The organism is Streptomyces liliiviolaceus, assembly GCF_018070025.1.
GTDB lineage: Bacteria > Actinomycetota > Actinomycetes > Streptomycetales > Streptomycetaceae > Streptomyces > Streptomyces liliiviolaceus.
On the sequence record NZ_JAGPYQ010000001.1, the window covers coordinates 5482251 to 5507061 of the forward strand.

General features: G+C 70.4%; 23 protein-coding genes. 9 read left to right on the top strand and 14 right to left on the bottom strand.

Going from position 1 to position 24811, the window contains the following annotated elements; translation table 11 throughout:
• The first annotated feature begins 108 nt into the window (after positions 1 to 108).
• Complete coding sequence (locus tag J8N05_RS23845; RefSeq protein ID WP_210890339.1) at positions 109 to 2094, top strand: hypothetical protein; 1986 nt, start codon at positions 109 to 111, stop codon at positions 2092 to 2094.
• Between the two features lie 116 nt (positions 2095 to 2210).
• Here the strand turns inward: J8N05_RS23845 and J8N05_RS23850 are convergent, their stop codons facing one another.
• Positions 2211 to 3185 carry an alpha/beta fold hydrolase gene (locus J8N05_RS23850; RefSeq protein ID WP_210885771.1) on the bottom strand — a complete coding sequence of 325 codons (975 nt, stop codon included), beginning with the start codon at positions 3183 to 3185 and terminating at the stop codon, positions 2211 to 2213.
• A 152-nt stretch (positions 3186 to 3337) separates the two neighbouring features.
• On the opposite strand from J8N05_RS23850, the gene J8N05_RS23855 reads away from it, so the two are divergent.
• Positions 3338 to 4078 (top strand): GntR family transcriptional regulator, encoded by a 741-nt coding sequence (locus tag J8N05_RS23855; protein ID WP_210885772.1) that lies wholly within the window; start codon positions 3338 to 3340, stop codon positions 4076 to 4078.
• Positions 4079 to 4094: 16 nt separating this feature from the next.
• Here J8N05_RS23855 and J8N05_RS23860 read toward each other — a convergent pair whose 3' ends face one another.
• Genes J8N05_RS23860 through J8N05_RS23885 form a run of 6 tightly spaced genes read right to left on the bottom strand, consistent with a single transcriptional unit; the run spans position 4095 to position 9917 of the window.
• Entirely contained in the window at positions 4095 to 4913 is an 819-nt protein-coding gene (locus J8N05_RS23860) for an SDR family NAD(P)-dependent oxidoreductase (RefSeq protein ID WP_210885774.1), read from the bottom strand.
• Positions 4910 to 5473 (bottom strand): carboxymuconolactone decarboxylase family protein, encoded by a 564-nt coding sequence (locus J8N05_RS23865; RefSeq protein WP_210885776.1) that lies wholly within the window; start codon positions 5471 to 5473, stop codon positions 4910 to 4912. The genes J8N05_RS23860 and J8N05_RS23865 overlap by 4 nt, the downstream gene beginning before the upstream one ends.
• Positions 5474 to 5514: 41 nt before the next feature.
• Positions 5515 to 6930, bottom strand: a complete 1416-nt coding sequence (locus J8N05_RS23870; protein ID WP_210885778.1) for a carboxylesterase/lipase family protein — start codon at positions 6928 to 6930, stop codon at positions 5515 to 5517.
• A complete protein-coding gene (locus J8N05_RS23875) occupies positions 6927 to 8168 on the bottom strand; it encodes an amidohydrolase family protein (RefSeq protein WP_210885780.1) in 1242 nt (413 codons plus the stop codon). The genes J8N05_RS23870 and J8N05_RS23875 overlap by 4 nt, the downstream gene beginning before the upstream one ends.
• Positions 8165 to 9040: a fumarylacetoacetate hydrolase family protein gene (locus J8N05_RS23880; RefSeq protein ID WP_210885782.1), complete on the bottom strand. Its 876-nt coding sequence runs from the start codon at positions 9038 to 9040 to the stop codon at positions 8165 to 8167. The genes J8N05_RS23875 and J8N05_RS23880 overlap by 4 nt, the downstream gene beginning before the upstream one ends.
• A gap of 4 nt (positions 9041 to 9044) precedes the next feature.
• Positions 9045 to 9917, bottom strand: coding sequence for a fumarylacetoacetate hydrolase family protein (locus tag J8N05_RS23885; RefSeq protein ID WP_210885784.1), 873 nt, complete (start codon positions 9915 to 9917; stop codon positions 9045 to 9047).
• Between the two features lie 108 nt (positions 9918 to 10025).
• Here J8N05_RS23885 and J8N05_RS23890 point away from each other — a divergent pair, with 108 nt between their 5' ends.
• Together J8N05_RS23890 and J8N05_RS23895 are read left to right on the top strand one after the other, a co-directional pair.
• Positions 10026 to 10856, top strand: a complete 831-nt coding sequence (locus J8N05_RS23890) for an SDR family NAD(P)-dependent oxidoreductase (RefSeq protein ID WP_210885786.1) — start codon at positions 10026 to 10028, stop codon at positions 10854 to 10856.
• A 74-nt stretch (positions 10857 to 10930) separates the two neighbouring features.
• Positions 10931 to 11710 carry an SDR family NAD(P)-dependent oxidoreductase gene (locus J8N05_RS23895; protein WP_210885787.1) on the top strand — a complete coding sequence of 260 codons (780 nt, stop codon included), beginning with the start codon at positions 10931 to 10933 and terminating at the stop codon, positions 11708 to 11710.
• A gap of 64 nt (positions 11711 to 11774) precedes the next feature.
• On the opposite strand, the gene J8N05_RS23900 is transcribed toward J8N05_RS23895, so the two are convergent.
• From J8N05_RS23900 to J8N05_RS23910, 3 genes are all read right to left on the bottom strand, one after another.
• Positions 11775 to 13109, bottom strand: coding sequence for an NAD-dependent succinate-semialdehyde dehydrogenase (locus J8N05_RS23900; protein ID WP_210885789.1), 1335 nt, complete (start codon positions 13107 to 13109; stop codon positions 11775 to 11777).
• Between the two features lie 89 nt (positions 13110 to 13198).
• Positions 13199 to 14329 (bottom strand): alcohol dehydrogenase catalytic domain-containing protein, encoded by a 1131-nt coding sequence (locus J8N05_RS23905; RefSeq protein ID WP_247706437.1) that lies wholly within the window; start codon positions 14327 to 14329, stop codon positions 13199 to 13201.
• Positions 14329 to 15825 (bottom strand): APC family permease, encoded by a 1497-nt coding sequence (locus J8N05_RS23910; protein WP_210885790.1) that lies wholly within the window; start codon positions 15823 to 15825, stop codon positions 14329 to 14331. Before J8N05_RS23910 ends, J8N05_RS23905 begins: the two co-directional genes overlap by 1 nt.
• A 216-nt stretch (positions 15826 to 16041) precedes the next feature.
• Here J8N05_RS23910 and J8N05_RS23915 point away from each other — a divergent pair, with 216 nt between their 5' ends.
• Entirely contained in the window at positions 16042 to 16716 is a 675-nt protein-coding gene (locus tag J8N05_RS23915; protein WP_210885791.1) for a TetR/AcrR family transcriptional regulator, read from the top strand.
• A gap of 114 nt (positions 16717 to 16830) precedes the next feature.
• On the opposite strand, the gene J8N05_RS23920 is transcribed toward J8N05_RS23915, so the two are convergent.
• The gene (locus J8N05_RS23920; RefSeq protein WP_210885793.1) at positions 16831 to 17280 is read right to left on the bottom strand and encodes a DoxX family protein; all 450 of its coding nucleotides are present in this window, start codon (positions 17278 to 17280) and stop codon (positions 16831 to 16833) included.
• A gap of 363 nt (positions 17281 to 17643) precedes the next feature.
• On the opposite strand from J8N05_RS23920, the gene J8N05_RS23925 reads away from it, so the two are divergent.
• The 3 genes from J8N05_RS23925 (at position 17644) to J8N05_RS47980 (ending at position 19475) form a co-directional block, all read left to right on the top strand.
• Positions 17644 to 18096, top strand: a complete 453-nt coding sequence (locus J8N05_RS23925) for a MerR family transcriptional regulator (RefSeq protein ID WP_210885796.1) — start codon at positions 17644 to 17646, stop codon at positions 18094 to 18096.
• A 31-nt stretch (positions 18097 to 18127) separates the two neighbouring features.
• Entirely contained in the window at positions 18128 to 19207 is a 1080-nt protein-coding gene (locus J8N05_RS23930) for an NAD-dependent epimerase/dehydratase family protein (RefSeq protein WP_210885798.1), read from the top strand.
• Between the two features lie 142 nt (positions 19208 to 19349).
• On the top strand, positions 19350 to 19475 hold the full coding sequence (locus J8N05_RS47980) for a hypothetical protein (protein ID WP_282108198.1): 126 nt from the start codon (positions 19350 to 19352) through the stop codon (positions 19473 to 19475).
• Between the two features lie 106 nt (positions 19476 to 19581).
• On the opposite strand, the gene J8N05_RS23935 is transcribed toward J8N05_RS47980, so the two are convergent.
• A complete protein-coding gene (locus J8N05_RS23935) occupies positions 19582 to 21045 on the bottom strand; it encodes an endo-1,4-beta-xylanase (protein ID WP_247706438.1) in 1464 nt (487 codons plus the stop codon).
• A gap of 798 nt (positions 21046 to 21843) precedes the next feature.
• A complete protein-coding gene (locus J8N05_RS23940) occupies positions 21844 to 22350 on the bottom strand; it encodes a CGNR zinc finger domain-containing protein (RefSeq protein WP_247706439.1) in 507 nt (168 codons plus the stop codon).
• Between the two features lie 108 nt (positions 22351 to 22458).
• Here J8N05_RS23940 and J8N05_RS23945 point away from each other — a divergent pair, with 108 nt between their 5' ends.
• On the top strand, positions 22459 to 23325 hold the full coding sequence (locus J8N05_RS23945) for an alpha/beta fold hydrolase (protein WP_210885802.1): 867 nt from the start codon (positions 22459 to 22461) through the stop codon (positions 23323 to 23325).
• A gap of 23 nt (positions 23326 to 23348) precedes the next feature.
• Here the strand turns inward: J8N05_RS23945 and J8N05_RS23950 are convergent, their stop codons facing one another.
• Positions 23349 to 24770: a glucoamylase family protein gene (locus J8N05_RS23950; RefSeq protein ID WP_210885804.1), complete on the bottom strand. Its 1422-nt coding sequence runs from the start codon at positions 24768 to 24770 to the stop codon at positions 23349 to 23351.
• Between the last annotated feature and the right edge of the window lie 41 nt (positions 24771 to 24811).

Below are 24811 nucleotides of genomic sequence, written 5' to 3' on the forward strand. Positions count from 1 at the left end.
GCCGCTCCGGTGACGGTCGGCCATGCCCGAATGCACTGGAAGACAAGGGAGTTCACAGTGGTACGCAGAAGCAGCACAGGTGCGGACCGGCCGGCCGGAGCGTCCGTGATGGACCAGGACGTCACCTATCGGGCCCGCCCCCGCGCTCTCCTCGTGGCGATCGCCGGACTCGCGGTCACCCCCGCACTCACCACCCCGGCCTCGGCACATTCCACGAAGCACACCGCGGGACACTCCACGAAGGCCGGCAAGACTCTCGTCGTCGGCTCCGGGGAGACCCTGGAACTCACCGCGACCACCACGGTGAGCCGGCTCGTCATCAAGGAGGGCGGGGTCATCGCCGCCCCGGAAGGACACCGTCTCACCCTCACCGTCAACGGTGTGGAGACGGGCGCCGAACTGAGCGAACTCACCGACGGATACGGCGGGTTGGCCACCGCCGTCGCCGCCGGCACCTACCGGGGAACGGTGGTCCTGGACGTCGCCGTGGCCAACGACGTCCCCTTCGGCGACCTCAGCTTCCCGATCCGGCAGGCTCTCTACGTCGACTCCGCCGGTGTCGACGAGAGCAGGTCCGTCCCCTCCAACGTACGCGGCGGGACCGTCACGGACACCGCCGCGCGGGGCATCACCCTGCTGTCCAACGGCGAGTCGTACAACGGCGTGTACGTCACGGGCGGCGGCTCCTACAACCTGACCAGGCCGAGGATCGCCTTCGACGGCAACGGCCGCTGCGACTTCATCGGCTACGGCGCCTCCGTCGTCGGCACCGGAGAGGGCACCAACCTCGTCGTCGACGGGGCCGTCATCAGGAACGAGGGCGTGGTCCGCACCGCGGTCATCGCCGACGCCACCGCCAACGTCGTCGTCAAGAACTCCACACTCCACTGCGCCGACGGCAGCCACGTACCCGACGAGTACCCGGAGACCGGCACCGGCGACACCCGGTACATGATCACCGTGCCGTGGATGCTGGGCCTGTCGGGCAACGTCCGCACCACCAACCTGCTCGGCGCGAGCACCCGCGCGTCGTACGTCAACTCCTCGATCACGTCGGAGAAATGGGGTGCCCTGTCCGTCGACGGCGGCAGCAAGTGCACCCTCACCGCCATCAACAGCCATATCGGCAACACCAAGGGCCAGGGCTACGGTTCGTACGCCATCGGCAGCGTCACCGAACACTTCCTCGGCTGCACCTTCGACGTCGGCGACTACGCGCTCATCCACTGGGGCGCCTCGGCACACTACGGCGACAGCACCAGGGAAGCCGTCGCAGCGCTCAACGACTCCCTGGAAATCGGCCTCACCAAGGCCGAGTTGAAGAAACTCCCGGTCCGCTCGACCGTCATCGACGCGGGCCGTTTCATGGTGCTCTGGTACGCGGCCGGCTCGGTCACCGTCGACGGGGGCACCCGGGTCAGGACCGGCAAGACCACCTTCATGTGCAAGGCGGTCGCGGCCGAGGTCACCGTCGACGGGTCCGAGGGCGCCACCCTCGACCCGGGCAACGGTGTCATCTTCCAGCTGATGGACACCGACCGGCCCAGCAGCGTCCCGGTCACGGGCAAGCCCTGGAAGACCGAGATGACCGGCACCTACACCGAGCCCACCGGCGCCCCCGCCAAGTCGTCGACCTGGGTCACCACCAGCGCCCAGGCCACCGACGCGACCGCCTCCTTCACCGACATCAAGCTGAGCGGCGACTTCTACAACGCGGTCCGCGGTGGCGGCAACGCGGGCCTCCAGGGACAGAACCTGGTCCTGGACCTCACCCGCACCACCCTCAAGGGCGTCGTCTCCGCCACCACCACGAAGCACCGGGTGCCCACCATCACCATCGCCGGGTACCGGGAGATCAGCGAGGTCACCAACACCGTGTCCCCGGTCGTCAACAACGGTGTCGTGGTGACCCTGGGCAGCGGCTCCAGCTGGACGGTGACCGGCACCTCGTATCTGAGCGCGCTGACCCTGGCCGCCGACGCGACCGTCAAGGCCCCTCGGGGCAAGGCCGTCACGCTCACGGTCGACGGCACGCCCACCGCCATCGAGGCGGGCCACTCCTACACCGGGGCGCTCACGCTGACGGTGGCGTGATCCGCACGTGAACCGGCTCTGACCGGCTTAGACCGGATGCGCCCGGACGTGAACCGGCCCCCGGGATGTCACCACATCCCGGGGGCGGGTGTCCGTCGTGCCGCCGCCTCCTCCTGTCAGTGCCGACCGCGCTTCCCGAGGTCGTGCTTCTTCAGGAACGTGATCAGGAGACGGTTCCAGGCGGCGGGCTGTTCCCAGTGCGGGTTGTGGCCGGCCTCGTCGACCACATGGGTCTGCACCCTGCGGAGGTGCTGGGCGTTGAGGCGCATGACGGACGGCGGGCTGTACAGGTCGCCGTCCCCGGTGATCAGCTGGACCGGGAGTGTCAGTGTCTCCAGGGCCGCCCAGGTGATGGTGTGCGCGAGGGACTGCGCGAAGGCGTCGGCGGTCCGGGCACGGGCGTTGATGGCCAGCCAGGCCGCCACCCCGTCCAGGTCACCGCCCCGGTAGGAGGGCCCCAGTTCCTTGACGGCCACGGGCAGATCCCCGAACGGGTCCGGCTGGAGCGCCTCGGTCAGCTCCAGATACTCGGCGTCCTGTACTCCCATGATGCTGCCGGAGACGGTGAGGCTGAGCAGCCGGTCCTCGTGCGCGAGGGCGTAGTCGATCGCGAGCGGGCCCCCGGCGGCCGAGCCGGAGAGGTGGAAGCGGTCGAGGCCGAGACGGTCGGCGAGCGTGTCGAGGTCCCCGGACGCGGTGTCGGCCTCCGCCTTGGCGCCCGCGACGGAACGGTACGCGCCCCGCCGCGAGTAGCCGATGACACGGTGACCGGCCGCGGCCAGGACGGGCTGCTGGTACGGCCAGCTCTCCCCGCTGCCGGAGCCGGGGTGCAGCAGCACGACCGGTTCGCCGCTGCCGCCGGTGTCCCAGCACCACAGACTGCCGCCGCCGACCACGGACACCTGGTACTCGGTGACGGGCCGCTGAGCCGGCACCGGTACCGGCTTCCAGGGAAGGCCCGTACCGGTGGTGGCACGGGCGGTTCCCGCGACCGCGCCGGTCGTCGTCAGCGCGGCGAGGGCGACGCCGCCGACCATCGCCCGTCTGCTGAGGGCCGAGGCGGACGACGGAGTCCTGCTGTCGTTTTCCATTCTTTTCCTCCCATGAGTTCCTTTTGCGCTTCCTCACAGGTGTCGACAGGGGGTACCTGATCGCCGCCGGGATTGATCTCCTTATGCGGTAGTGTCGACACCGTTGAGCCACCTTTGAAGATCTCTGGACCCGAAACAGGGGGACACGGCGCATGTCGGATCAGGACACGCACCTGGTGCTGGAGCGACTGCTGCGGCTACGGGACCGACGGGAACCGCTGGTGGCACAGATCGCCGAATGGGTCGGCGCCGGCATCATCGAGGGCCGGCTGCAGCCGGGGCAGGACCTCAACAGCGTCGAGCTGTCGCGCCGGTTCGACACGAGCCGCACCCCGGTGCGCGAGGCCCTGATGCTCCTCGAACAGGAGGGCCTGGTCGAGATGAAGGCCCGGCGCCGCCCCCGGGTCGCCGCCCCCTCCCTCACGGACATCAAGGACATCTATCAAGTACGCCGTCAGCTGCTGTCGATGCTCGCGGGCCTGCTGGTCCAGCGGGCCACCGACGCCCAGCTGACCGAGCTGCGCACCCGGGTGGAGGCGATGCGCGAACTCGCCGACGCCGCCGACGTGGACGCGTACTTCTGGAGTCATGTGCTGCTCCAGGAGCGGATGACCGAGATCGTGGGCAACACCACCCTCAAGCAGATCCTCGACTCGCTCGCCCTGCGGACGCTGATGCTGCGGCACCTGAGCCTGACCCGCCCCGGCCGGCTGGCCTACAGCGTGGACGACCAGGAACGGCTCATCCAGGCCTGCGAGGAACGCGACGGGGAGCTCGCCTCGGCGCTGATCGCCGGTGCGACCGTGCGGGCGCTGCGGGCCGTGGAGGAGCAGATCGAGCAGGACACCCCGGGCAGCGGCAAGTCGGCCCGCAAACGCCGCTCGGCCGACTGACACCTCCACCCTGCCGTTATTTGGCGAGCACTCCTCCGTCCACGGGGAAGTTCCCGCCCGTCACCCAGGTCGACTCGTCGGACAGCAGATAGACGGCGCACCAGGCGATGTCCTCGGGTCTGCCCACCCGGCCCAGCGGGATACGGGCCAGCAGCGCCTCCTGGGCCGCGCCCTCGTGCGCGCCCGCCGACTCGGTGGCGGGGGTGCGGACCATGCCCGGTGAGATGGTGTTGGCCCGGATGCCCAACGGCCCTCCCTCCACGGCGAGTTGACGGGTCATCCCGAGCACGGCGGCCTTGCCCGCGCAGTGGGCGACCATCCCGAAGGTGCCGCTGCCGCGGAAGGCGTTGACCGAGGCGAAGTTGACGATTGAACCGCCCCCGGACGCCTCCAGGTGCGGCCAGGCGGCCTGCACCGGAAGGAAGACGACATCGACCTCGCCCCGCATGGTCGGCGTCCACTGTGTGTCGAAGTCCATGTCGGCCGCTGTCGCCATGTGCGGGGCGATGGCACCGGCGGTGACCAGGGCGTCCACCCGGCCGTGCGACGCGAAAGCCTCGTCGGCGAACCGCCGGGCGTCGGCCGGGTCGGTCATGTCCAGCGGGGCGAGCACCTCGACGGCGAGGCCGCGGTCGGCGGCGAGCTTGCGGGTGCGCTCGGCGGCTGCCGGGTCCACGTCGCAGCCGACCACGGTGGCGCCCTGCTCGGCGAAGAGCAGCGCGCATCCCTGGCCGATACCGGCACCCGCGCCGGTGACCAGGGCGACCTTGCCGTGCAGCCGACCGGTACGACCGGTACCGGACTCAGCCGTGGGCCCGGAGCGGGGAGCGGTCACGTCGTCCTCCTGAGAACGAGGTAGGGGTCAGGTTGCGGGGACGGAGCCGCCGGCAGCTCCACCTCCAGCGCGACCAGAAATCGGGAGACCATGCTGTACGCGGCTGCCGTGACGGTCAGTTCGACCAGCTCGGCCGGGTCGAAGTGGGCGCGCACCGCGTCGAAGACGTGGGCGGGGACGTGGACGTCGCGGGTCATGGCGTCGGTGTAGGCGACGACCCTGCGCTGCCGTTCGTCGAGGTCGGGATGGGTGGCGGCGGCCTCGGCGCGGAGTGCGTCGAGGTGCCGGTCGTCGAGTCCGGCGGCACGTGCGTCGCCTTCGTGGGCGGCCCATTCGTAAGGCGCCCGGTTGAGCACGGCGATGCGCAGGACGATGAGTTCGCGGATGTCGGCGGGCAGGGTCGTACGCTGCCGGACGGCACCCAGCAGAGTGTTCCAGCCGTCCGCCACCTGTGGACTGTGGAGCAGCATCCGGTCCAGTGGGCGCAGTGTGCCGCCGCGCCGCTCGCGGATGCGCTCCGCGATGTCACCGGCTCCGTCGGTACCCGGGAGTCGAGCCACGGGTGTTCCCTTCTGAGGTCTCCAGGTCTGCCCGCGCGTGCTCACGCGGGTGGGGCGGGGCGACGCAGGACGTCCTGACGCACGGTGTCGCCGAAGAACATGGCGGGTGAGGTGTCGGGTCCGGTGAACCGGGGCCAGGGCGGCAGCTCCGGGCCGACCACGCCACCCGGATCACCCGGATCACCCGGATCACCCGTGGCGACGAAGCGCGCCCAGGTGTCGGCCATCAGCGCGGCCAGTCCCCGGTCGGCGTCCTGCCAGGGCCAGTCGGGTCTGCGGTCGAGATTGTCGAGGACGTACGGGAGTTCGGCGGTGTGGTACACGCCCAGGTCGGACGCGGCGGGCCGCTCGGCCAGGCCGGGCAGCAGCGGGGGCCGCCGCTCGAACCGGTACATCCAGGTCGGCGCACCCGTGGCGGCGTGGGACCGCGCCCACTGCCATACGGGCCCCACGAACCGGGCGTCGCCCACGGCCTCGGCGTCGGAGCCCCGGTCCGCGGAGGCGTAGACCGTGCCCTCGTCGCGGTTGGTGCCCACCAGCAACGGGACCCGGTGCTGGCGTCCCGTGCCGTAGACGTCGTCGGTCGGTTCGGTGAGGATCCTGCCGTCGACGACGGGCCCGAAGTGACCGCGCACGACGAGTTCGACGCCGGAGACGCGGCGCAGGCCGTCGATGTCCCGGCCGCCGAACTCCTCCGCGTACGCCAGTCCCCGTTTCTGTGCCTCGCCCTGGCCGGGCAGCGGGCCCTCCGCGCGGCCCACGCCCGAGGCGCTCTGGCCCAGGGCCGCCCGGAAGTGAGGGCGGGCCGCCGGTGCGGCCATCAGATGGCAGATGTGGGCGGCGCCCGCGGAGTTGCCCGCGAGGGTGACCCGGTCGGGGTCGCCGCCGAAGGCCGCGATGTGCGTACGGACCCAGGCGAGGGCGGCTGCGATGTCGAGGAGGCCGTAGTTGCCGGAGGCGTCGAGGTCGTCCTCCGCGGCCAGACCGGGGTGGGCGAGGAAGCCCAGGGCGCCGAGCCGGTGGTTGAGGGTGACGACCACCAGGCCCCGGCCGGCCAGGGCGCGGCCGTCGTGGATGTCCTGGGAGCCGTGGCCGTAGCGGTTGCCGCCGCCGTGGATCCACACCATGACGGGGAGGCCCGTGCCCGGCGCCGGATCAGGTGTCCACACGTTGAGGTACAGACAGTCCTCGCTCATGACCAGCGCGCGCCGGTCGGCGAAGTTGGTGCGGTACATGACCGAGTCACTCGGCGGTTGCGGCTGGAGCGGCGCCGGACCGAACTGCTCGGCCCTGCGCTCACCGTCCCAGTGGGCGGCGGGCCGGGGCGGTCGCCAGCGCAGGTCGCCGACCGGGGGTGCGGCGAAGGGGATGCCCCGGAAGACGGCGACCCCGCCGTCCCACTCCCCCACCAGTCGCCCGGCGCCGGTCCGCGCCCTGGGGGCGCCCGTGCCACTCACGCCGGTGCCTCGGACACCGGGGGTGCCTTGTACAGCGAGCCGTTCTTCATGATCGCCACGAGTCGGTCGCGGTCCTGGAGGATGCCGATGTCGTCCAGCGGATCGCCGTCGACCAGGACCAGGTCGGCGAGGAACCCCTCCCGGATCAGGCCCAGTTCGTCGCCCATGCCCATCACCTGACCGCCGTACTCGGTGGCCGCGCGCAGTGCCTCGGCGGGGGTGAAGCCGAACCAGTCGACGAAGAGCTGCAGGTCGCGGGCGTTGCGGCCGACCGGGTTCCAGGCGAAGCCGTAGTCGCCGCCCGGGACGACCCGGATGCCGCGCCGGACGAGTTCGGGGACGACCTCCCGGACCGCCTTCTGGGTGGCCTCGACCTCCATGCCGGGCTCGGGCTCGCTGTCGGCCTCGTGCAGGTTGGCGTGGATGATGCCGGGGGTCGGCGCCACGAACAGCCGGTCGCGTGCCACCTCCAGCAGGTCGAGGGCCTCCTCGTCGGCGAAGGTGCAGTGGTAGACCGCGCGGATGCCATGACGCACGGCCATCTTGATCGACTCGGCCGCGTGGGCGTGGGCCGTCAGCCAGACGCCCCGCTCACGGGCGACCGCCGCTGCCGCCGCGACCTCCTCCTCGGTGAACTGCACGATCCGTGAGGTGCCCTGCACCACCGCGCTCTCGCCCGACAGCGACAGCTTGACGATGTCGACACCCAGGTCCGCCATCTCCCCGACGAAACGGCTCACCGACCCGGGGTCGGAGGCCCGGCCGTCGATGCCCGGGAAGTCGTACACCCCCGGTTCGACCATCCCGGCGGTGCCTTCCCAGGAGGCCGCCTTGAAGCGCGGTCCCGGCATCCAGCCCTCGTCGAACGCCTTGCGGGCGGCCGTCTCGGTTCGGGGCAGACGGTTGCCGCCGGAGTACGCGCTGGTGAAGCCCTGGTCCAGCAGGACGCGGCCCGCGTGGGCCACCAGCAGGGCCTTCTCCTCGTCGGGCTCGTCGCGGCGGCGGGAGCGGTGCTCGACGGTGGAGCCGAAGCCGAGGTGGGTGTGGGAGTCGACCAGGCCGGGGATCAGGGTGCCGCCTCCGCCGTCCACGATCCGCGCGCCCGACCGGCCGGTGGCCGGGATCCGGGCGGCGACGGCGGTGATGCGCGCGCCCTCGACGAGGACCTCAGCGGGGAAGGGATCGCGTCCCGTCCCGTCGAAGACCCGGACTCCGGTGAAGACGGTGGTATCGCTCATCGTGCGCTCCTGAAGGTGTGCCGCATCTCGCCCAGCCCGCCGATTCTGCTGACCAGGGTGTCATCGGGAGCTATGAAGCGCTGTGGGGTGCGGCGGTTGCCGACGCCGGCGGGGGTCCCGGTGAAGATCAGGTCGCCGGGTCGCAGCGGGCAGATCGCGCTGAGGTGGGCGACCAGCCGCGGCACCGGGAAGATCATGTTCGAGGTGCGGTCGTGCTGGACCCTCTCCCCGTTGAGTTCACAGGTCAGTTCCAGGTCGTCGCGGTCGGCGAGTTCGTCGACGCCGACCAGGGCGGGGCCCACCGGGCCGAAGCCGGGGAAGGACTTGCCGAGCGAGAACTGCGCCGGTCGGCCCGCGAGTTGGACGATCCGCTCGGACAGGTCCTGTCCCACGGTGAGCGCGACGACCGGGTCCCAGCCGTCCTCCTCCGGCACCCGGTGGGCGTCGCGGCCGATCACGGCGACCATCTCCAGTTCCCAGTCGACATGACCGGGCGGCAGGTCGATGGTGCCGTAAGGACCGGTGAGGCAACTGGGGAACTTGGTGAAGACCAGCGGCTCGGCCGGTTCCTCGTAACCCGCTTCCGCCGTGTGCGGGCGGTAGTTGAGGGCCACGGCGAAGATCTGGCGCGGCTCGGGGACGGGTGCGCGCAGGTCCGACTCCTTGTACGGGACGGCCGTCGCCGGGTCGACGTCGGCGGACCAGCGCAGCAGGGCGTCCCATTGGGCGAACACGGCGCGCGGGTCGGTGTCGAAGCCGCCGGCGGACACGTCCACGGCGCCACCGGCACCGCTGCCGTCGCTTCCGTTACCGGTGTCGCCGGTGTCGCCGGTCAACAGGGCGAGGCGGCCCGCGAGGTTGGCGATCCGCATGGCCTCACACCCACTGTTCCGCGGGCGGCTCGGGTGTGCCGTACGCGTCCTGCCAGGAGACGACACGGTTGCGCAGCACGCCCAGGTGCTCGATCTCGGCCTCGACGACGTCGCCGGGCTTCAGGTAGTTGGCGAAGGGGTCCTCGGTGCTCGCCGCGACCCCGGCGATGGTGCCGGTGGTGATGATGTCTCCGGCGCTGTAGGTCTGCGGGGAGTGGTAGGCCACCAGTTGGGGGATCGACACCGACATGCGGGAGGTGTTCGACTTCTGCCGTACGTCGCCGTTGACGCGCAGTTCCATGTCGAGGTCGTGCGGGTCGTCGATCTCGTCCGCGGTGACGATGTAGGGGCCGATCGGGCAGAAGGTGTCGATGGCCTTGGAGAAGGAGAAGACACCTGACTCCATCTCCTTGCGCTGGATGTCGCGCGCGGTGATGTCGTTGAAGACCAGGTAGCCGCCGATGTGCTCGGCGGCCTGCTCGGCGGTGAAGAACTTGCCGGGTTTGCCGATGACCACGGCGAGTTCCAGCTCGTAGTCCATCTCCCGGGTCAGGTTGGCCGGGTACACGATCGGCTCGTCGTGGCCGATGATCGCGTCCACGTTCTGGAAGAAGACGATGCCCTTGTTGACCGGGTGCGACCAGTCGACCCGTACCAGGTCTTCGTGGTGCTCGCGGAAGTTGCCGGCCGTGTGGAAGAACTTCTTGGGCACGATCGGCGCGCGCAGCCGGACGTCCGCGAGTGGATACGTCCGCCCGGTCTCGGCGACCTGCCCGTCGCGCTCGAAGAACACCCGGGTCGACGGAACGTCCAGCTCGATCACCGTGTCGCCGTCCAGGCGGCCCACGAGTCCGTCGTCGAACGTCACCAGTTTCATCTGACCTCCTCGTAACTGTCGACACTCACCCTCCATGATTCCGGTATTCACGTCAACAGTGGCGTCAAGTGTGGACACATTGAAGGAAGGTCGATTACGGTCCGGGGCATGAACCGGAGCATCAGGACGACGTGGAACTTCACCGGCACACGGGCCCTCGTGGCCGGTGCGGGCGGGATCGGCTCCGCCGTGATCGAGGCCCTGGCGGACGCGGGCGCGGACGTGGCCGTGCTGGACCGGGACGCGGGACAACTGGCCGAGGTCACGCGCACGGGCGGTTCGGGCGGTTCGGGCGGTACAGGCCGTACGGGCGGTACGAGTGATTCCGGCCGTACAGGCGGTCGACGCGGCACAGTGCGCGGCCTGAGTGTGGACCTCACCTCCGCCGACGCCTGCCACGACGCGGTCGCGGACGCCGTCGGATTCCTGGGCGGTCTGGACGTGTTCGTGCACGCCGTCGGCGCCAACGACCGCCGGCCCGTGCTGGAGACGCCCGACGAGGTCTGGGAACGCCTCGTCGCCATCAACCTCAGCAGCGGCTTCTGGCTGGGCCGGGCCGTGGGCAACGTCATGGTCCCCGGCGGCTACGGCCGCGTCGTCTATCTGTCCTCCGTGTCGGGGCTGCTGGCCCATCGCGACCACGCGCCGTACGCGGCGACCAAGGGCGGCATCAACCAGCTCATGCGGGTCATGGCCCGGGAATGGGCGCCCCACGGCGTCACCGTCAACGCGGTCGCTCCCGGCTACACCGAGACCGACCTGACCCGCGCCTACCTGGCCAAGCCGGGGATGCGCGCCTCGATGGAGGCGCTGGTGCCCGCCGGACGACTGGGCCGCCCCGAGGATCTGGTCGGCCCCACCCTGTTCCTCTCCTCCGCCGAGGCCGCTTTCATCACCGGACAGGTGCTGTACGCGGACGGCGGCCGGACCCTCGTCTGACGCACAGGTCACCCGACCGCCCGCCGCACCCGTCAAGCCGCGTCCCGACCCGCCCGACACCCCAAGGAGCCGTCATGACCAACTCGCAGCGATTCACCGACAAGACCGTGCTCGTGACCGGCGCAGGTACCGGATTCGGCGCCGAGATCGCCGTCCGGGCAGCCCAGGAGGGCGCCGATGTGGCGATCCATTACCGCAGTTCGCGTGCGGGTGCGGCGGCCACCGCCGAGCGCGTGACCGCGCTGGGCCGCAAGGCCGTGATCGTCCAGGCCGACATAGCCGAGCACGAGCAGATCAGGCGCATGGCGGACGAGGTGTGGGAGGCGTTCGGCCGGCTCGACGTGGCGGTCAACAACGTCGGTGACGTGGCCCGCGAGCAGATGTCCTGGCGGGACCTCACCGAGGAGTCCGTCGACCATGTCCTCGCGGTCGACATCAAGGGCACGCTGCTGTGCACGCACGAGTTCGGCGCGCGGATGCTGGAACAGGAGGGAGGCGGCTCGATCGTCAACATCGGTTCGACGGTGGTGGCTCGGGGCAGTGCGCGGGCGCCTCAGTACGCCGCCGCGAAGTACGGGATCATCGGCCTGACCAAGTCGTACGCCCAGGCCTTCGCCCCTGCCGTCCGGGTCAACGTCTTCGCGCCCGGGTTCATCGAGACGCCCGCGACGCTGGGCCGGGAGGACTGGAAGAACGGGCGCGGGGAGCAGCTGCGCAAGGCGACTCCGATGGGGCGCATCCCGGGGCCGGAGGAGCTGGCGGGGGCCGCGCTGTTCCTGGCCACGGAGGACGCGCACCACATCACCGGCGGCTTCCTGATCGCCGACGGCGGCTACAACATGATCGGCGCGTGACGGGAGGACGGCGGCGTCCCGCTTCACCGGACACCGCCGCCCTCCCGCCACTGCTGACTGCTGACTACGCCACCGTGCGGATCAGCTTCTTGTTGACGAACTCCTCGATGCCCGGACGGCCCAGTTCGCGTCCGAAGCCCGAGCGCTTGATACCACCGAAGGGCAGTTCGGCGCCCTCGGCGCCGACACCGTTGACGAAGACCATGCCGGCCTCGATCCGGTCGGCGACACGCGCGGCCTGGGCCGGGTCGGTGGTGAAGACGTAGGAGCCGAGGCCGTACGGGGTGTCGTTGGCGATGCGGACGGCGTCGTCCTCGTCGGTGGCGGCGAAGACCATGGCGACCGGGCCGAACAGTTCCTGCCGGGCGGCGGTGTCCTCGGTGGTGAGTCCGGTGAGGACACCGGCCGGGAAGTGCGCCCCCTCGCGCCGGCCGGTGCTGTGCAGGGTCGCGCCCTCCGCGACGGCCGCGTCCACCTGGCGGGCGAGGTTCTCGGCGGCGGCCACGGACGACAGAGGCGCGCCCGTCTCCCCGGCGAGGAGCCGGGCACTGAACTTCTCTACGAACTGCTCGTACAGGTCCTCGACGACCACGAACCGCTTGGCCGCGTTGCAGGCCTGGCCGGTGTTGTCGAGGCGGGCGGCGACGGCGGATTCGACGACGGCGTCGAGGTCGTCGGTGGACAGGACGACGAACGGGTCGGAGCCGCCGAGTTCGAGGACGACCTTCTTGAGGTGGCGGCCGGCGATCTCGGCGACGGCGGAGCCCGCCCGCTCGGAGCCGGTGAGCGAGACGCCCTGGACGCGCGGGTCGGCGATCACGTCGGCGATCTGCTCGTTGGTGGCGTAGACGTTGACGTACGCCCCGGCCGGGAAGCCCGCCTCGGCGAACAGCTTCTCCAGCAGGGCTGCGGTGGCGGGGCACTGCGGGGCGTGCTTGAGGACGATGGTGTTGCCGATCGCCAGGTTCGGGGCGGCGAAGCGGGCGACCTGATAGGCGGGGAAGTTCCACGGCATGATGCCGAGCAGGACACCCACCGGGCTGCGCCGGATGACGGCACTGCCCGCTCCGGACGTCACGTCGAGCGGTTCGTCGGCGAGGAACTCCTCGGCGTGGTCGGCGTAGTAGTGGTAGATCTCGGTGCAGAAGCCGACCTCGCCCTCCGCCTCGGCGAGGGGCTTGCCCATCTCACGCACGATGCTCGCGGCCAGCTCGTCCTGGTGCTCGGCGTGCAGGTCACCGAGCCTGCGCAGCAGTGCGGCCCGCTCACCGACCGTACTGGAGCGGCCCCACGCGGCGGCGATGTGGGCGGTGTCGACGGCAGCCGCGACCTGGGCGTCGGTGGCGGTCGGGTAGGTCTCGACGACCTCTGCGGTGGCCGGGTCGGTGACGGCGTACATGCTCTTCTCCAGGTGCTGCGTGGTGAGGGTCTGGCGGGGTTACCGGGCTGCGGCCCGGCCCGCGAGTCACGGGCCGCGCCGCCGTGCCGTCATGGTTCGAGGATCGTCCGCTTTCCGGTGTTGGACCGGAGGTCGTCGAACGCGAGCGGTGCCTCCTTCAGCGGGCGGACCTTCCCGATCAGGTCGTCCAGCGGCAGGCGCCCGGCGAGGTACAGACGGGCCAGCTTGGGGATGTCCAGCTCGCCGACGCTGGAACCATAATTGCACCCGAGGATACGTTTGCCCTGGTCGGCGAGGTCGAAGAGGTCGAACGAGCCGGTCGCGCCGGTGGCCGCCATACCGACGAGGACGGCCGCTCCGCCGGAGGTGAGCATGGCGGGAAGCGTCTCGACGACCTTCGGGCTGCCGATCGCCTCGAAGGCGTAGTCCACTCCCCCGAGCTCGTCCTGGCACCAGGCGGCCACGTCGTCGCGGGCCCCGTCGAGGGTGTGGGTGGCGCCGAACTTCCTTGCCGCTTCGAGGCGTTCGGGCGAGAGGTCTACGGCGACGATGGGGTCGGCGCCGACCAGGGCCAGGCCCATCACCACGGAGAGACCGACTCCGCCGGTGCCGATGACGACGGCCGACTCACCGGGCCGTACGCCCGCGGTGTTCACGACCGCGCCGATCCCGGTGGTGATGGAACAGCCGAGCAGCGCGCCGATGCCGAAGGGCAGTTCCTTCGGGACCTTCACCGCGGCCGTCTCGGGAACGACCAGCCGGTCGGTGAAGGCGCCGAGACCCAGGTAGGGCCAGACCTCCTCACCGTCGGCCTCGGTGAACGGGGTCGTGCCGTCGGGGAGGGTGTTGGCGACGGCCTTGGTGCCGGTGCACAGCCAGCCCTGGCCGGCCACGCACTTGCGGCAGCGGCGGCACGGCGCGAACCAGGACAGGACCACGTGGTCGCCGGGCCGCACGGAGGTGACACCGGGGCCGATCCCCGTGACCACGCCCGCCGCCTCGTGCCCGAGGACGAGCGGGCGGTCGGTGGGCCAGTCACCGGACACGATGTGCAGGTCCGAGTGGCACACACCGGCGGCGCGCATCTCGATCTCGACCTCACCGGGACCGGCGGGGCGCAGGGTGACCTCGCGCGTACCGAGACCCGCCTCGGGGTCGAAGACGATGGCGGTGGAGGACACGGCTGGCGAGGACACGGCCGGGGAGGACTTCGACGGCATCAGGACGCCTTCACTTCTTCTGCGGTCCGGCCGTCCGTGGCCGGACGCGGGGCGAGCTTGGTGTGGGGTTTGGCGACCACGACGTACACGAGGCCGATGACGAACAGCGCGGAGAAGACCAGGATCACGGCCCAGACCTGCATCCAGCTGCCGCCGACGGGGGCGAGTTCGGTACGCGGCCAGGCGATGTTGACCGCTTCGAACAGCAGCCACAGCACGGCGATCACGTTGACGACGAGCCCGGTGCGGCCGAGCCGCAGCTGGCCCGCGGCGGGGTTCCAGCGTCCGCTGAGCCGGGCCACGAGGGCCACCACCGCGACCGCCAGGAAGACGAAGTAGAAGCCGCCCGAGCCGAACGCGATCAGGGTGGCCGCCGCGTTGCCGTTCAGCCCCAGCAGCAGGCCCAGCCCGGCGAGGACGGCGGTCGCGATGAGGGAGACGTACGGGATCTGGCGGGGGCCGACGGTCGCGAGCGTCGTGGAGAAGGGCAGCTGGCGGTCGCGGGCGAAGGCGTACACGGCGCGGCCGATGTAGGTCTGGATGGAGATGGCGCACGCGAAGAACGCGATCAGGACGACCACGATGAACGGCTTCTCGCTCCAGCCGCCGAGCCCCTGGGTCACGGCCTCGAAGACGGGGTCGACGATCGCGCCGGAGACGGCGTCCTCGGGGCGGCGCAGCGCGAGCGTCACGGCGAGACCGGTCAGCAGAACGGTGAAGGCGACGAAGAGGTACGCGCGCAGCAGGGCGCGCGGCACGCTGCGGCGGGGCTGTTCGGTCTCCTCCGCGACCTGCGTGGTCGCGTCGAAGCCGAGGAAGGCCCAGCCGGCGACCGCGAGACACGTCAGCAGTCCGGCTGTCACGGAGCCGCCGGAGACGTCCTGCGCGCCCAGGGTCTCGAAGAGGATCCCGAAGCCGTTGTTCCGCACGAAGAGCAGGAGGATGAGGCTCACCGCGATGGAGGCGACGCCCTCGGCGATGATGCCGGCGTTCAGGAAGTGCTTCACCGGGTTGACGCCGAGCAGGTTGATGCCGAGCGCGACGGCGACGAAGACCACGCCGAGCAGTACGTGCAGGGCGGGCGAGGGGACGCCGTCGCCGGCCAGCATGTACAGCCAGGTCGCGCCCAGGTAGGCCACGGTCGTCAGTGAGGCGACGGCCGAGGCGAGGTAGATCCAGCCCACCAGCCAGCCCAGGCGTGGGCCGCCCAGTCTGCGCACCCATTGGTAGACGCCGCCCGTGATCGGGAACTGGGAGGACAGCTCGGCGTAGACCACGGCCACCAGCAGCTGGCCGAGGAAGGCGACGACGACCGCCCAGATCCAGGTGGGGCCCGCGAAGACGAAGCCCAGCTGGACGACGGCGTAGATGCCGACCACGGGTGAGATCGTCGCGAACCCGATCGCGAAGACGGCCCACGCGGACAGGGTCCGTTTCAGCTCCTGCTCATAGCCGTACTCGGCGAGTTCACCGTCATCGGTGCGGGTGTCGTCCACGTTCGTCTCCTGACGCTTCCTGACGGTGATGCGTGTGCGGGTTCTGACAGTGATGCGCGTGCGGGCGGCCGTCCGGCCTTCCCGGTCCGTCGTGGCGTGACACCAGGGGCGGACGAGGGGCGGTTCTCGGACCGCGGTCGACGGTTTTCGGTCGGCAACCCTTATTGGGCGCATGACCAATTGCTTATTGGTCGCATACTCAATAACATTCACGGCATGACGTCAAGAGGTCCGGGCAAGCGGGTCCGCAAGGCTCCCGCGGAGCGTCGCCACGAGATCGTCGCGGCTGCCGCGCAGGTCGGCCTCGTCGAGGGTCTTGAGTGCATCACCCTGCGCAGGGTCGCCGACGAACTCGGCGTCCGGCCCGGACTCGTCGGCCACTACTTCCCGGCGGCCGACGCCCTGGTGGCCGAGGCCTTCACGGCCGCCACCATGGCCGACCTGGACACCCTGCTGCCCGAGCGGCCGGACGACTGCGGCGACCACTCCCGCGACCACTCCGGTGACGGCTCCGCGCGGGCGGTCCTGCGGCGGTTCTTCACGCTGATGTCCAGCACCGAGTTCGACAACGTGAGCAGGCTCTGGCTCAACGCCCGCCACCTCTCGCGCTACCGCCCCGGGCTGCGCGAGCACGTCGTGGCGCAGGAGCTGCTGTGGTGCACGCGTATCGAGAAGGCGATCACCGCCGGTACGGGATCAGGGGATTTCGTCTGCGCCGACCCTAGGGGCGCGGCCGTCCGCATCCTGGTGGCGATCGACGGGGCCAGCGCCTACATCAACACCAGCGCCGAACAGCGCGGGGCCCCGATCACCCACTTGGCCAGGACCGTGGCGGAGGCCGAACTGGGGCTCGGGGCGGGGGCGTTGGAGCCGGCGGGCGGGCCTTCCTGAGGCGCGGCAGCACCCTGCGGGTTCCTGCAGGTGCTGCCGCGAAGGATCAGAGGGATCAGGCGGTCAGAGGGATCAGACGGTCAAGGGGATCAGACGGTCAGGGGGATCAAGCGGTCACCGGGACCCTTCGGTCACCGGCTCGGTGACCGGGCGCGTGGCACGCTCGCGTCCCGCCAGGCGCTCCAGCGCGAAGGCGCCCGGGCCGAAGAACACGATGAGCAGGAACCCCCAGCAGAAGAGCACGGGGGCCAGCCCGCCGTTCTGCAGCGGGAAGAGGCCGTCCTGCTGGTGCTCCGTGAAGTACGCGAACGCCATGATCCCCGAGCTGAGGAACGCCGCGCCGCGCGTGGCGACCCCGAGGAGCACCAGGGCGCCGCACACCAGCTCGATCACCCCGGCGTACCAGAAGGGCCAGTCGCCCGTCGGACTGGCCTTGCGGTCCAGCACCCCGAAGACCGTGGCGGCGCCCTCGGATGCGAACAACAGGCCGAGAACCATACGGAACAGGCCCAGTACGAAGGGCTGGCGCGACGTCAGCCAGTCGCCGAGGCGCGAAGTGGTCATCAGAACTCCTCAAGAGTCGGTAGGCGATCGGTCGATGCTTGACCGGTCAGTACGTGATCGACGGAAGGAGGGGGAAATGGACCACGGAGTCCGGGTCGCGCCCCTCAGTCGTCCGTACGTGCGCGGGACGCCCCGGGTTCAAACAGATGCCGAGGTCGTGGGCGCCTGAGCGGCTCCCGCCGGCGCGCCGGCCTTCGTGACGGGCCTCGTGACGACCCTCGCGGCGGGCTTCGTGACTACCCGCGCGGCGGGCTTCGCGACGAGCTTCGTGACGGCTTTCGTGGCGGGGCCGGTGCGGCGGCCGGTGCAGCCTGTGCGCGGCCGGTTTGACTTGAAGCGCTTCAAGTAACGGAGGCTACTCATATGTCAGCGACCAGACAGCAAGCCGCGGACCTGACCATCCAGGAGATGGCCCGGCGCTCGGGCTTCGCCGAATCCACGCTCCGCTACTACGAGAAGATCGGCCTCCTGGGCCCGGTCGCCCGCGACGAGTCCAGTGGTCATCGCCGGTACGGGCCCGCGACCGCGGACCGTGTCGAGGCACTGTCCTGCCTGCGTTCGGCCGGGATGACGGTCACCGGGATGCGGCGCTATCTGGACCTGCTCGCCCGCGGGGACTCCGCAGCGGCCGAACAGCGGGACCTGTTCGCCGGGCAGGCGGAGGTGCTGGCCGCCGACATAGAACAGCTTCAGCTGCGCCTGACGTATCTGCGGCGCAAGGCGGACCTGTGGGACGCCCGGGTCCGCGGGGACGCCGCCGCCGAGAAGCAGGCGGCCGAGGACGTCCTCGACGTCATGACCCGATTCCGATTCTGATCCTCTAGAGCGCAACTCAAGGACTGAAGACATGAACGCAGAAGATCTCACCACCGCCCCGCAGGAACCCGGCACCGTGCTCGTCACCGGCGGTACGGGACTCGTCGGCAGCCACTCGATCGCCCGGCTGTTGCGCGAGGGGTACCGGACCAGGGTGACGATTCGCGAGCCGGGGCAGGAGGCCGGGATACGGGCGGCACTGCGCCGGGCGGGTGTCGATCCGGCGGATCGGCTGGAGTTCGCCGTCGCCGACCTAGGCTCGGACGCCGGGTGGGGAGCGGCCCTGGCCGGCGTCGACCACGTACTGCACCACGCCTCCCCCTTCCCGGTCAGGCCACCGGAGACGGAGGACGAGCTGATCCGGCCTGCTCGCGAGGGTGCGTTGCGGGTCGTCGCGGCGGCCCGGGAGGCCGGGGTGCCGCGGGTCGTGATGACATCCTCCTACGCCGCCGTCGGGTACACGCTGAAGCCCGACAACCACTACTCGGAGACGGACTGGACCGACCCCGACACCGACGGCCTGCCCGCTTACCACAAGTCGAAAGTCCTGGCCGAGCGCGCGGCCTGGGACTACGTCCGCGCCCATGGCGACATCGAACTGACCGTCATCAACCCCACAGGCATCTTCGGTCCCCCGCTGGGCGACCGGCCGTCCGGCTCCGTCGGACTGGTCCAGGGCATGCTGACCGGGCAGCTGCCGGTGGTGCCGGTCATGTACTTCGGCGTCGTGGACGTACGGGACGTCGTGGATCTGCATCTGCGCGCCATGCTGCACCCGAAGGCGGCGGGCGAACGTTTCATCGCCGTCGGCGGACCGTCGATCAGCTTCTTCGACATGGCGGGCGTCCTGCGCCGGCACTTCCCCGCCGCAGCCGGTCTGCTGCCCGCCACGGAACTGACCGTCGAACAGGTACGCGAGGCGGCGAAGACCGATCCGGCTCTGCGGGACGCCGCGACACTGCGGGGCCGCGTCCCTGTCATCAGCAACGAGAAGGCCCGTACGGTCCTGGGCTGGCAGCCGAGGGACGTCACCGAGACGATCGTGGCGACGGCGGACAGCCTGATCGAGGGCGGTCTGACCCTGCCGACGGACGCCGACCGCCGTCCGTGACGGGCCCGGTGCCCCGCACTCCTGGCTCAGTTGCCCCGATTGCCGCGGTGGCCCGGCTAGCCTGGGGGTTTCGCCATCGAGAGGAGCCGCCATGCCGGAGGAACCGACACCGGGAGGCCCGTTGGGCACAGCGATGCGAAAGGTGACGTTCCCTGACGGGTCGCGCGGGATCATCCTGGTGCAGGCGGGCACCTCGCAGGAGGAGGCGGATCAGCAGGCGGCCCAGGTGTGGGCCGAGCGGTCGGAGCGGGGCCGGTCAGGCAACTAAAGGGTGTTGCACCGGGGCGGTGCGGTGGTACTGCCGGACGGCACTCGCGCGCACCCACCGCCGATCACCGCCGCCCGCCACAACCACATCACCAGGTATCCGCGGCCTATCCAGTACCTGAGCGGCGAGCGTCGTCCAGGACGTCACGCAGTGCCCAGTAGGCGGGTTTCGCCTCGTAGGTCGCGTCCCAGGGAAGAGCGTTTCCCGGACTCGGGGGATAGTGGCGCAGGTCGGCCGTGGAGCCGTACTTGTCGGTGAAACCCCAGGTCGAGAACGAGGTGCAGTTGGGTTCTTCGCCGCAGACTGCGAGTTTTCCCGCCAACTGGTCGGCCTGGATGTCCTCTTCTTCATCGTCGACGAGGACGTCCGCCTCCGAGACCCGGGCCTTGAGGCCGAGCTCGGCCAGAGCCCGGACCTTGCGTCGGAAGACCTCGGGGTCGGTACGGTCGCCGACGGCGTATTCGTGGTCCTGGAAACCGACGCCGTCGATCGGAACGCCCCGCGCCTTCAACCGGATCAGCAGCGCGTAGAGGGCATCCCAGCGTGGACCGTCCTCCTCCACCCCGTACTCGTTGAGGTACAGCACCGCGTGCGGGTCGGCCTCACGGGCAGCATGGAAGGCGATGTCGATGTACTGCTCACCCATCGCTTCGAACCACAACTGTGGCCGCACGCCCCGGTTGCCGTTGGAGTAGTCCTCGTCCTCGTCGGACATGGGCTCGTTCACCACGTCCCATTCCGCCACCTTCCCCCGGAAGTGGCTTGCTACCGCGCGTATGTGCTCCACCATGACGCGCCTGCGTTGTTCGTGCGTCATCTCGGCGCGCATCCATGCGGGCAGGGCTTCGAACCAGACGAGGGTGTGGGCGTGCACCTTCATCCTGTTGGCCTCGGCGAAGTCCACCAGGACATCGCCTTCCGCGAACGCGAACACGCCGCGTCGAGGCTGGACGAACTGCGGCTTGAAGTCGTTCTCCGGCGTGAGCATGGAGAACTCCTCACCGGCCGTCCGGCGATAGGCGCTGTCCGTCAGCAAGGGGCCCGCGGCCAGGGCGGTTCCCATACGGATCGGGCGTGGGAGAGCCGCCGCCAGATCACGGATCGCATCGCTGGACCGGGGCACTCGCAGGCCAGGCGCGTCCACGACGGACATCCGGCCCCGTCCCAGTGACCGGGCGTGGAGATCGCTGAGGGTCCAGCCCTTCCCGCGGGCTCCCGCATCCGCGCCGAACCAGATGCGGCCACCGCTGAAGACGTCCCGCGCGGGAACCGTTCCCACGACCCTGCCGTCTGCCTCCAACACAAGCCTGTTCGCGTGGACTTCGACGGCGAGGCGGACTTCGAGCCCCAGGCCGCTCCCGAAGGTCCGGGTCATCGCAGGTCTGTCGGAGTCACCGTCCCAGCGGTCGATCCGGAGCCTCCCGCCGGCCACGCCGATACGCACGCCGCGCCGTTCGTAGCGCCATTCGTCGTAGATGACCGGCGTCTCACCGTACAGATGCAGGTAGGCGTCCGTGTCATCCGTGCGCCGCAGGCCGGCTTCGATCCGGACGTCCCCTCGGAACACCATGTGGGGACCGCGCAGGTTCACCGGTGGGTTCGGCTGTCCGCCAGTACCGTCCTGGCGTGTGATGCGCCGGTCGAGGGGGGTGACCCGTACCCCTGCATCCGTGGGCTTCCCGCCGGCGAAGTGAGCCCAGTCCCTGCCGTTCAGGAGGTCCTCCACAGGTCCCCCCGCGGGTGCGGAGGTGCTGGCACGGTCCCCCGGGACACCAGCGACCAAGGCACACACAACCGCGATGACAGCGCTCTTTCGCAACCGCATGAACAGCAGCACTCCGTATTCTCAGCCCGTCTTCCGACGGCATCGCCGCCCTCAGCCGCACCGTCGCGGAGCACCGTCCTCCCCAGCCGCAGCCGCGGCAAGAACGGTGCGCCACCGATCGAGCCGCCCCGCTGTGACTGATCGCCATTGTCTCAGGCGCGAGTGAGGCACCGTCGACCGAGGACCGTTCGAGAACGACGGCCGGAGAGCGGTCGGCACGGTCGGCACGGTCGGCATTGGGATCGTCTCATCCTGATTCCGCAGCTCGCGGGACTGGGGCTGGGGCTGCGGGTGGGGCTGATGTGGTCCAGGGGTGACGGATTCCTGCCGGTCAGCATCATGATCACTGCCGGGGGGATCGCCGGTCACCTCTGGACGGATGTTCGCGAGGACGCGGAAGGCCCGCAGAAGGGGGTCGCGTGGCGGGCATTCATGCGGACCTTGGTCAGGATGCGCCAGGACTTGAGTTGAGCGAACCCGTACTCGACGGCGGCGCGTCCGCGGCTGATCAGCCGGTTCCCTTCCTCGCCGGGACGCCGGGCACTACTCGGGCCCGGGCGTCTCCCGGGTACGGGCCTGGTGTCGGCGGGCCTTGAGCCGGTTCCCGCAGGTCTTCATCGAGCACCACCGTGCGGTGTTGGCACGGCTGCGGTCCAGGAGGAAGAGCCGGCATTCGGGGTTCTCGCACGGCCGCAGCCGACCGGGCATGCGCTCGCTGACGTCCGCCCACGCGAGGACGAGTTCCGCGGCGAGCCTGCGCTCCGTCGGCGCCTCCAAGTGCCACTCGATGCCCGACGCGCTGGGCTGAGGAACCTTGTGCACGCCGGCGAGGAGCTCACTCAGCCGGGTCTCCGCCGCCGTGGCCGACGCCACCGCCTGGAGGGCGTCCCGGGCGGTACGCAGCCACTGGCGCTCCTCGTCGCCGCCGAGACCCCCGTGCTCCCGCGCCCATCTGTCCAGCTCCTGGTCGGCACGCCACAGGTCCTGGCGTGTGCCGTCCACGACAGGGGTGCTGTTCAGCGCCTGCATCAGCGCTTGGTCGTCCAGCACGGCTCCCACCTCATCGACTAACTCCATTGAGACGTTTGACAGGTTACCCCAAGTGCGGTCTACTGGACGCCGAGAGGTAACCGTCATGAACCATCGAAGGGGTTAGCCATGGTCGAGATCCGCCATCAGTACGCGACAGTGCGGGGACATCGCGTCTTCTACCGCGAGGCAGGCCCCCGCGAGGCGCCGACCCTCGTGCTGCTGCACGGGTTCCCCACCAGTTCGCGGATGTTCCGCCACCTCATTCCGGCACTGGCCGACCGATTCCATGTCATCGCCCCAGACCACCTCGGCTTCGGCAGCTCCGACGCCCCACCCGCGGACGCGTTCACCTACACCTTCGACTCCCTGACCGACATCACCGAAGCCCTTCTGGACCAGCTGGGCGTCACCCGCTACGCGGTGTACGTGCAGGACTACGGCGCACCCGTCGGGTGGCGGCTGGCCCTGCGCAACCCGGACGCGATCACCGCGGTGATCACCCAGAACGGCAACGCCTACGAGGACGGTTTCGTCCCGGAGTTCTGGAAGCCCGTGCGGGCGTACTGGGACAGCCCGGGGCCGGAGACCGAGCCGGCCGTACGGGCCGCCCTCTCGCTCGACGCCATCCGCTGGCAGTACCTGCACGGAGTGGACCGGCCCGAGCTTGTCGATCCCGACACCTGGACCGCCGACCACCGCGAGGTCAACAGGCCGGGCAACGACCTCGTCCAGCTCGCCCTGTTCGGCGACTACGCGAGCAACCCGCCTCTCTATCCCCGGCTGCACGCCTACTTCCGGGAACGCCGGGTGCCCCTCCTCGCGGTCTGGGGCGCGGGCGACGAGATCTTCGGCCCGGACGGCGCGCGCGCCTTCGCCCGGGACCTGCCGGACGCGGAGATCCACCTGATACCGGGCGGCGGCCACTTCCTGCTCGAAAGCCACCTCGACACCGTGGCCGGATACATCCGCGGGTTCCTGACCGTCAACGGCTGAGTACGGCCCCCGGCGCACGGACCCTAGATCGAGAACCGCTCCTTGCGGAGCAGCGGGCGCACCCGGGAGGTGAAGCCCGCCGTACGGAACGGCGTCTGGAGCAGGCCGGGGCGCAGATGCTGGGCGATGGCCGCGGTGATCATGCCTTGGTCCAGGGCCAGTACGTGGTCGCTCACGCGGCCGGTCGTCACATCGACCGAGTCGCGGAAACCGTAGCGGTCGTCGTAGGCACCGAAGGCACGGTCCAGGGCGCGGAGATTGGAAAGGGCCTCCGTCGGGGCCTGGGGCAGGGCGAGGAAGGAGGCGTGCGGGGTGACGACGCCCAGGGAGTTGTAGCCGTCCTCCTGCATACCGATGGCGTCCACGCCGTACTCCCGGTAGCCGCCGGCGGGTATGGAGGCCGGGGAGAAGCCCCAGTAGCCCAAGTCCTCCTCGATCAGGCCGTGTTCGATATGACTGCGGACGTATCGCTGGTGGCTGGCGCCCCAGGAGCGTGGGGACCACTCGGACTCGGGCACGAACAGCGGGACCATCAGCGCCTCGAACATCGAGCCGCCCCAGGTGGGGACGAGGTTCCGGCCGCGGTAGGTGTAGTGGCCCTCCCACACGCGTACGCCGTCGATCTCGACGTACTCGCCCTGCGGTTCCTGTTCCTGGCCCATACCGGGCAGCAGAGTGCGGAACAGGTGCCAGTAGTGCTCGGTGGGCAGTGAACCGTCGGCGATCCCGAGGTAACTGGCCATACGGGGTTCGGTGTTGAGGGCACCGTAGTGATGGCCCGTGGGTTCGCCCTTGCCGGGCTTGTCAGGCCAGAAGCCACCGCGCAGCTGGCCCGGACCGGCGACGGGGTCGGCCGGGTCGTAGGGCGTGTAGTAGTACGACCAGTCGGCGTCGGCGAGGAGGGCGGCGACGCGGGGGCGCAGTTCGGGAGCGGCGTCCGCGGCGATCCGCAGGCCGGTCACGAGCCACGCGTTGTCGACGCTGGAGAGGAAGGGCCGCACCGGGTCGCCGGTCTCTGGCCAGGCCGTCAGCAGTGAACCGTCGTGCGCGTCGTACCAGTTGAACCACATGCCGTGCGCGCGCTCCAGGCGTTCCACGGCAGCGACGGTGCGGGCCAGCCGGCGGTGCATGGTGGCGGCGGAGATGACACCGAGTCCGGCGGCCGCGACGGTGGACCACAGTCCGCAGCCGATGTTGGTCGGCGAGGTCTGCGCGGACGGCACCGGCGTTCCGCTGCCGCTGACGTCGATCTTGTCGGCGGCCAGGCCGAGTTCGGTCGTCATGGCCTCCATCGAGCGGTGGGTCGCGACGAACCAGTCGCGCAACAGGCGGCGTTCGGTGTCGGTCCGTCCGGCCGCGGCTGCGTGGGCCGTGCCGGTGAGGGACGTGGCACACGTGGCGGCGGCGGTGGTCGCTGCGGCGGTCAGGAAGCTACGACGGTTCATGCGGCTCTGGCTCCTCTGCGGTGAGCAGGCAGGCGGAAGGG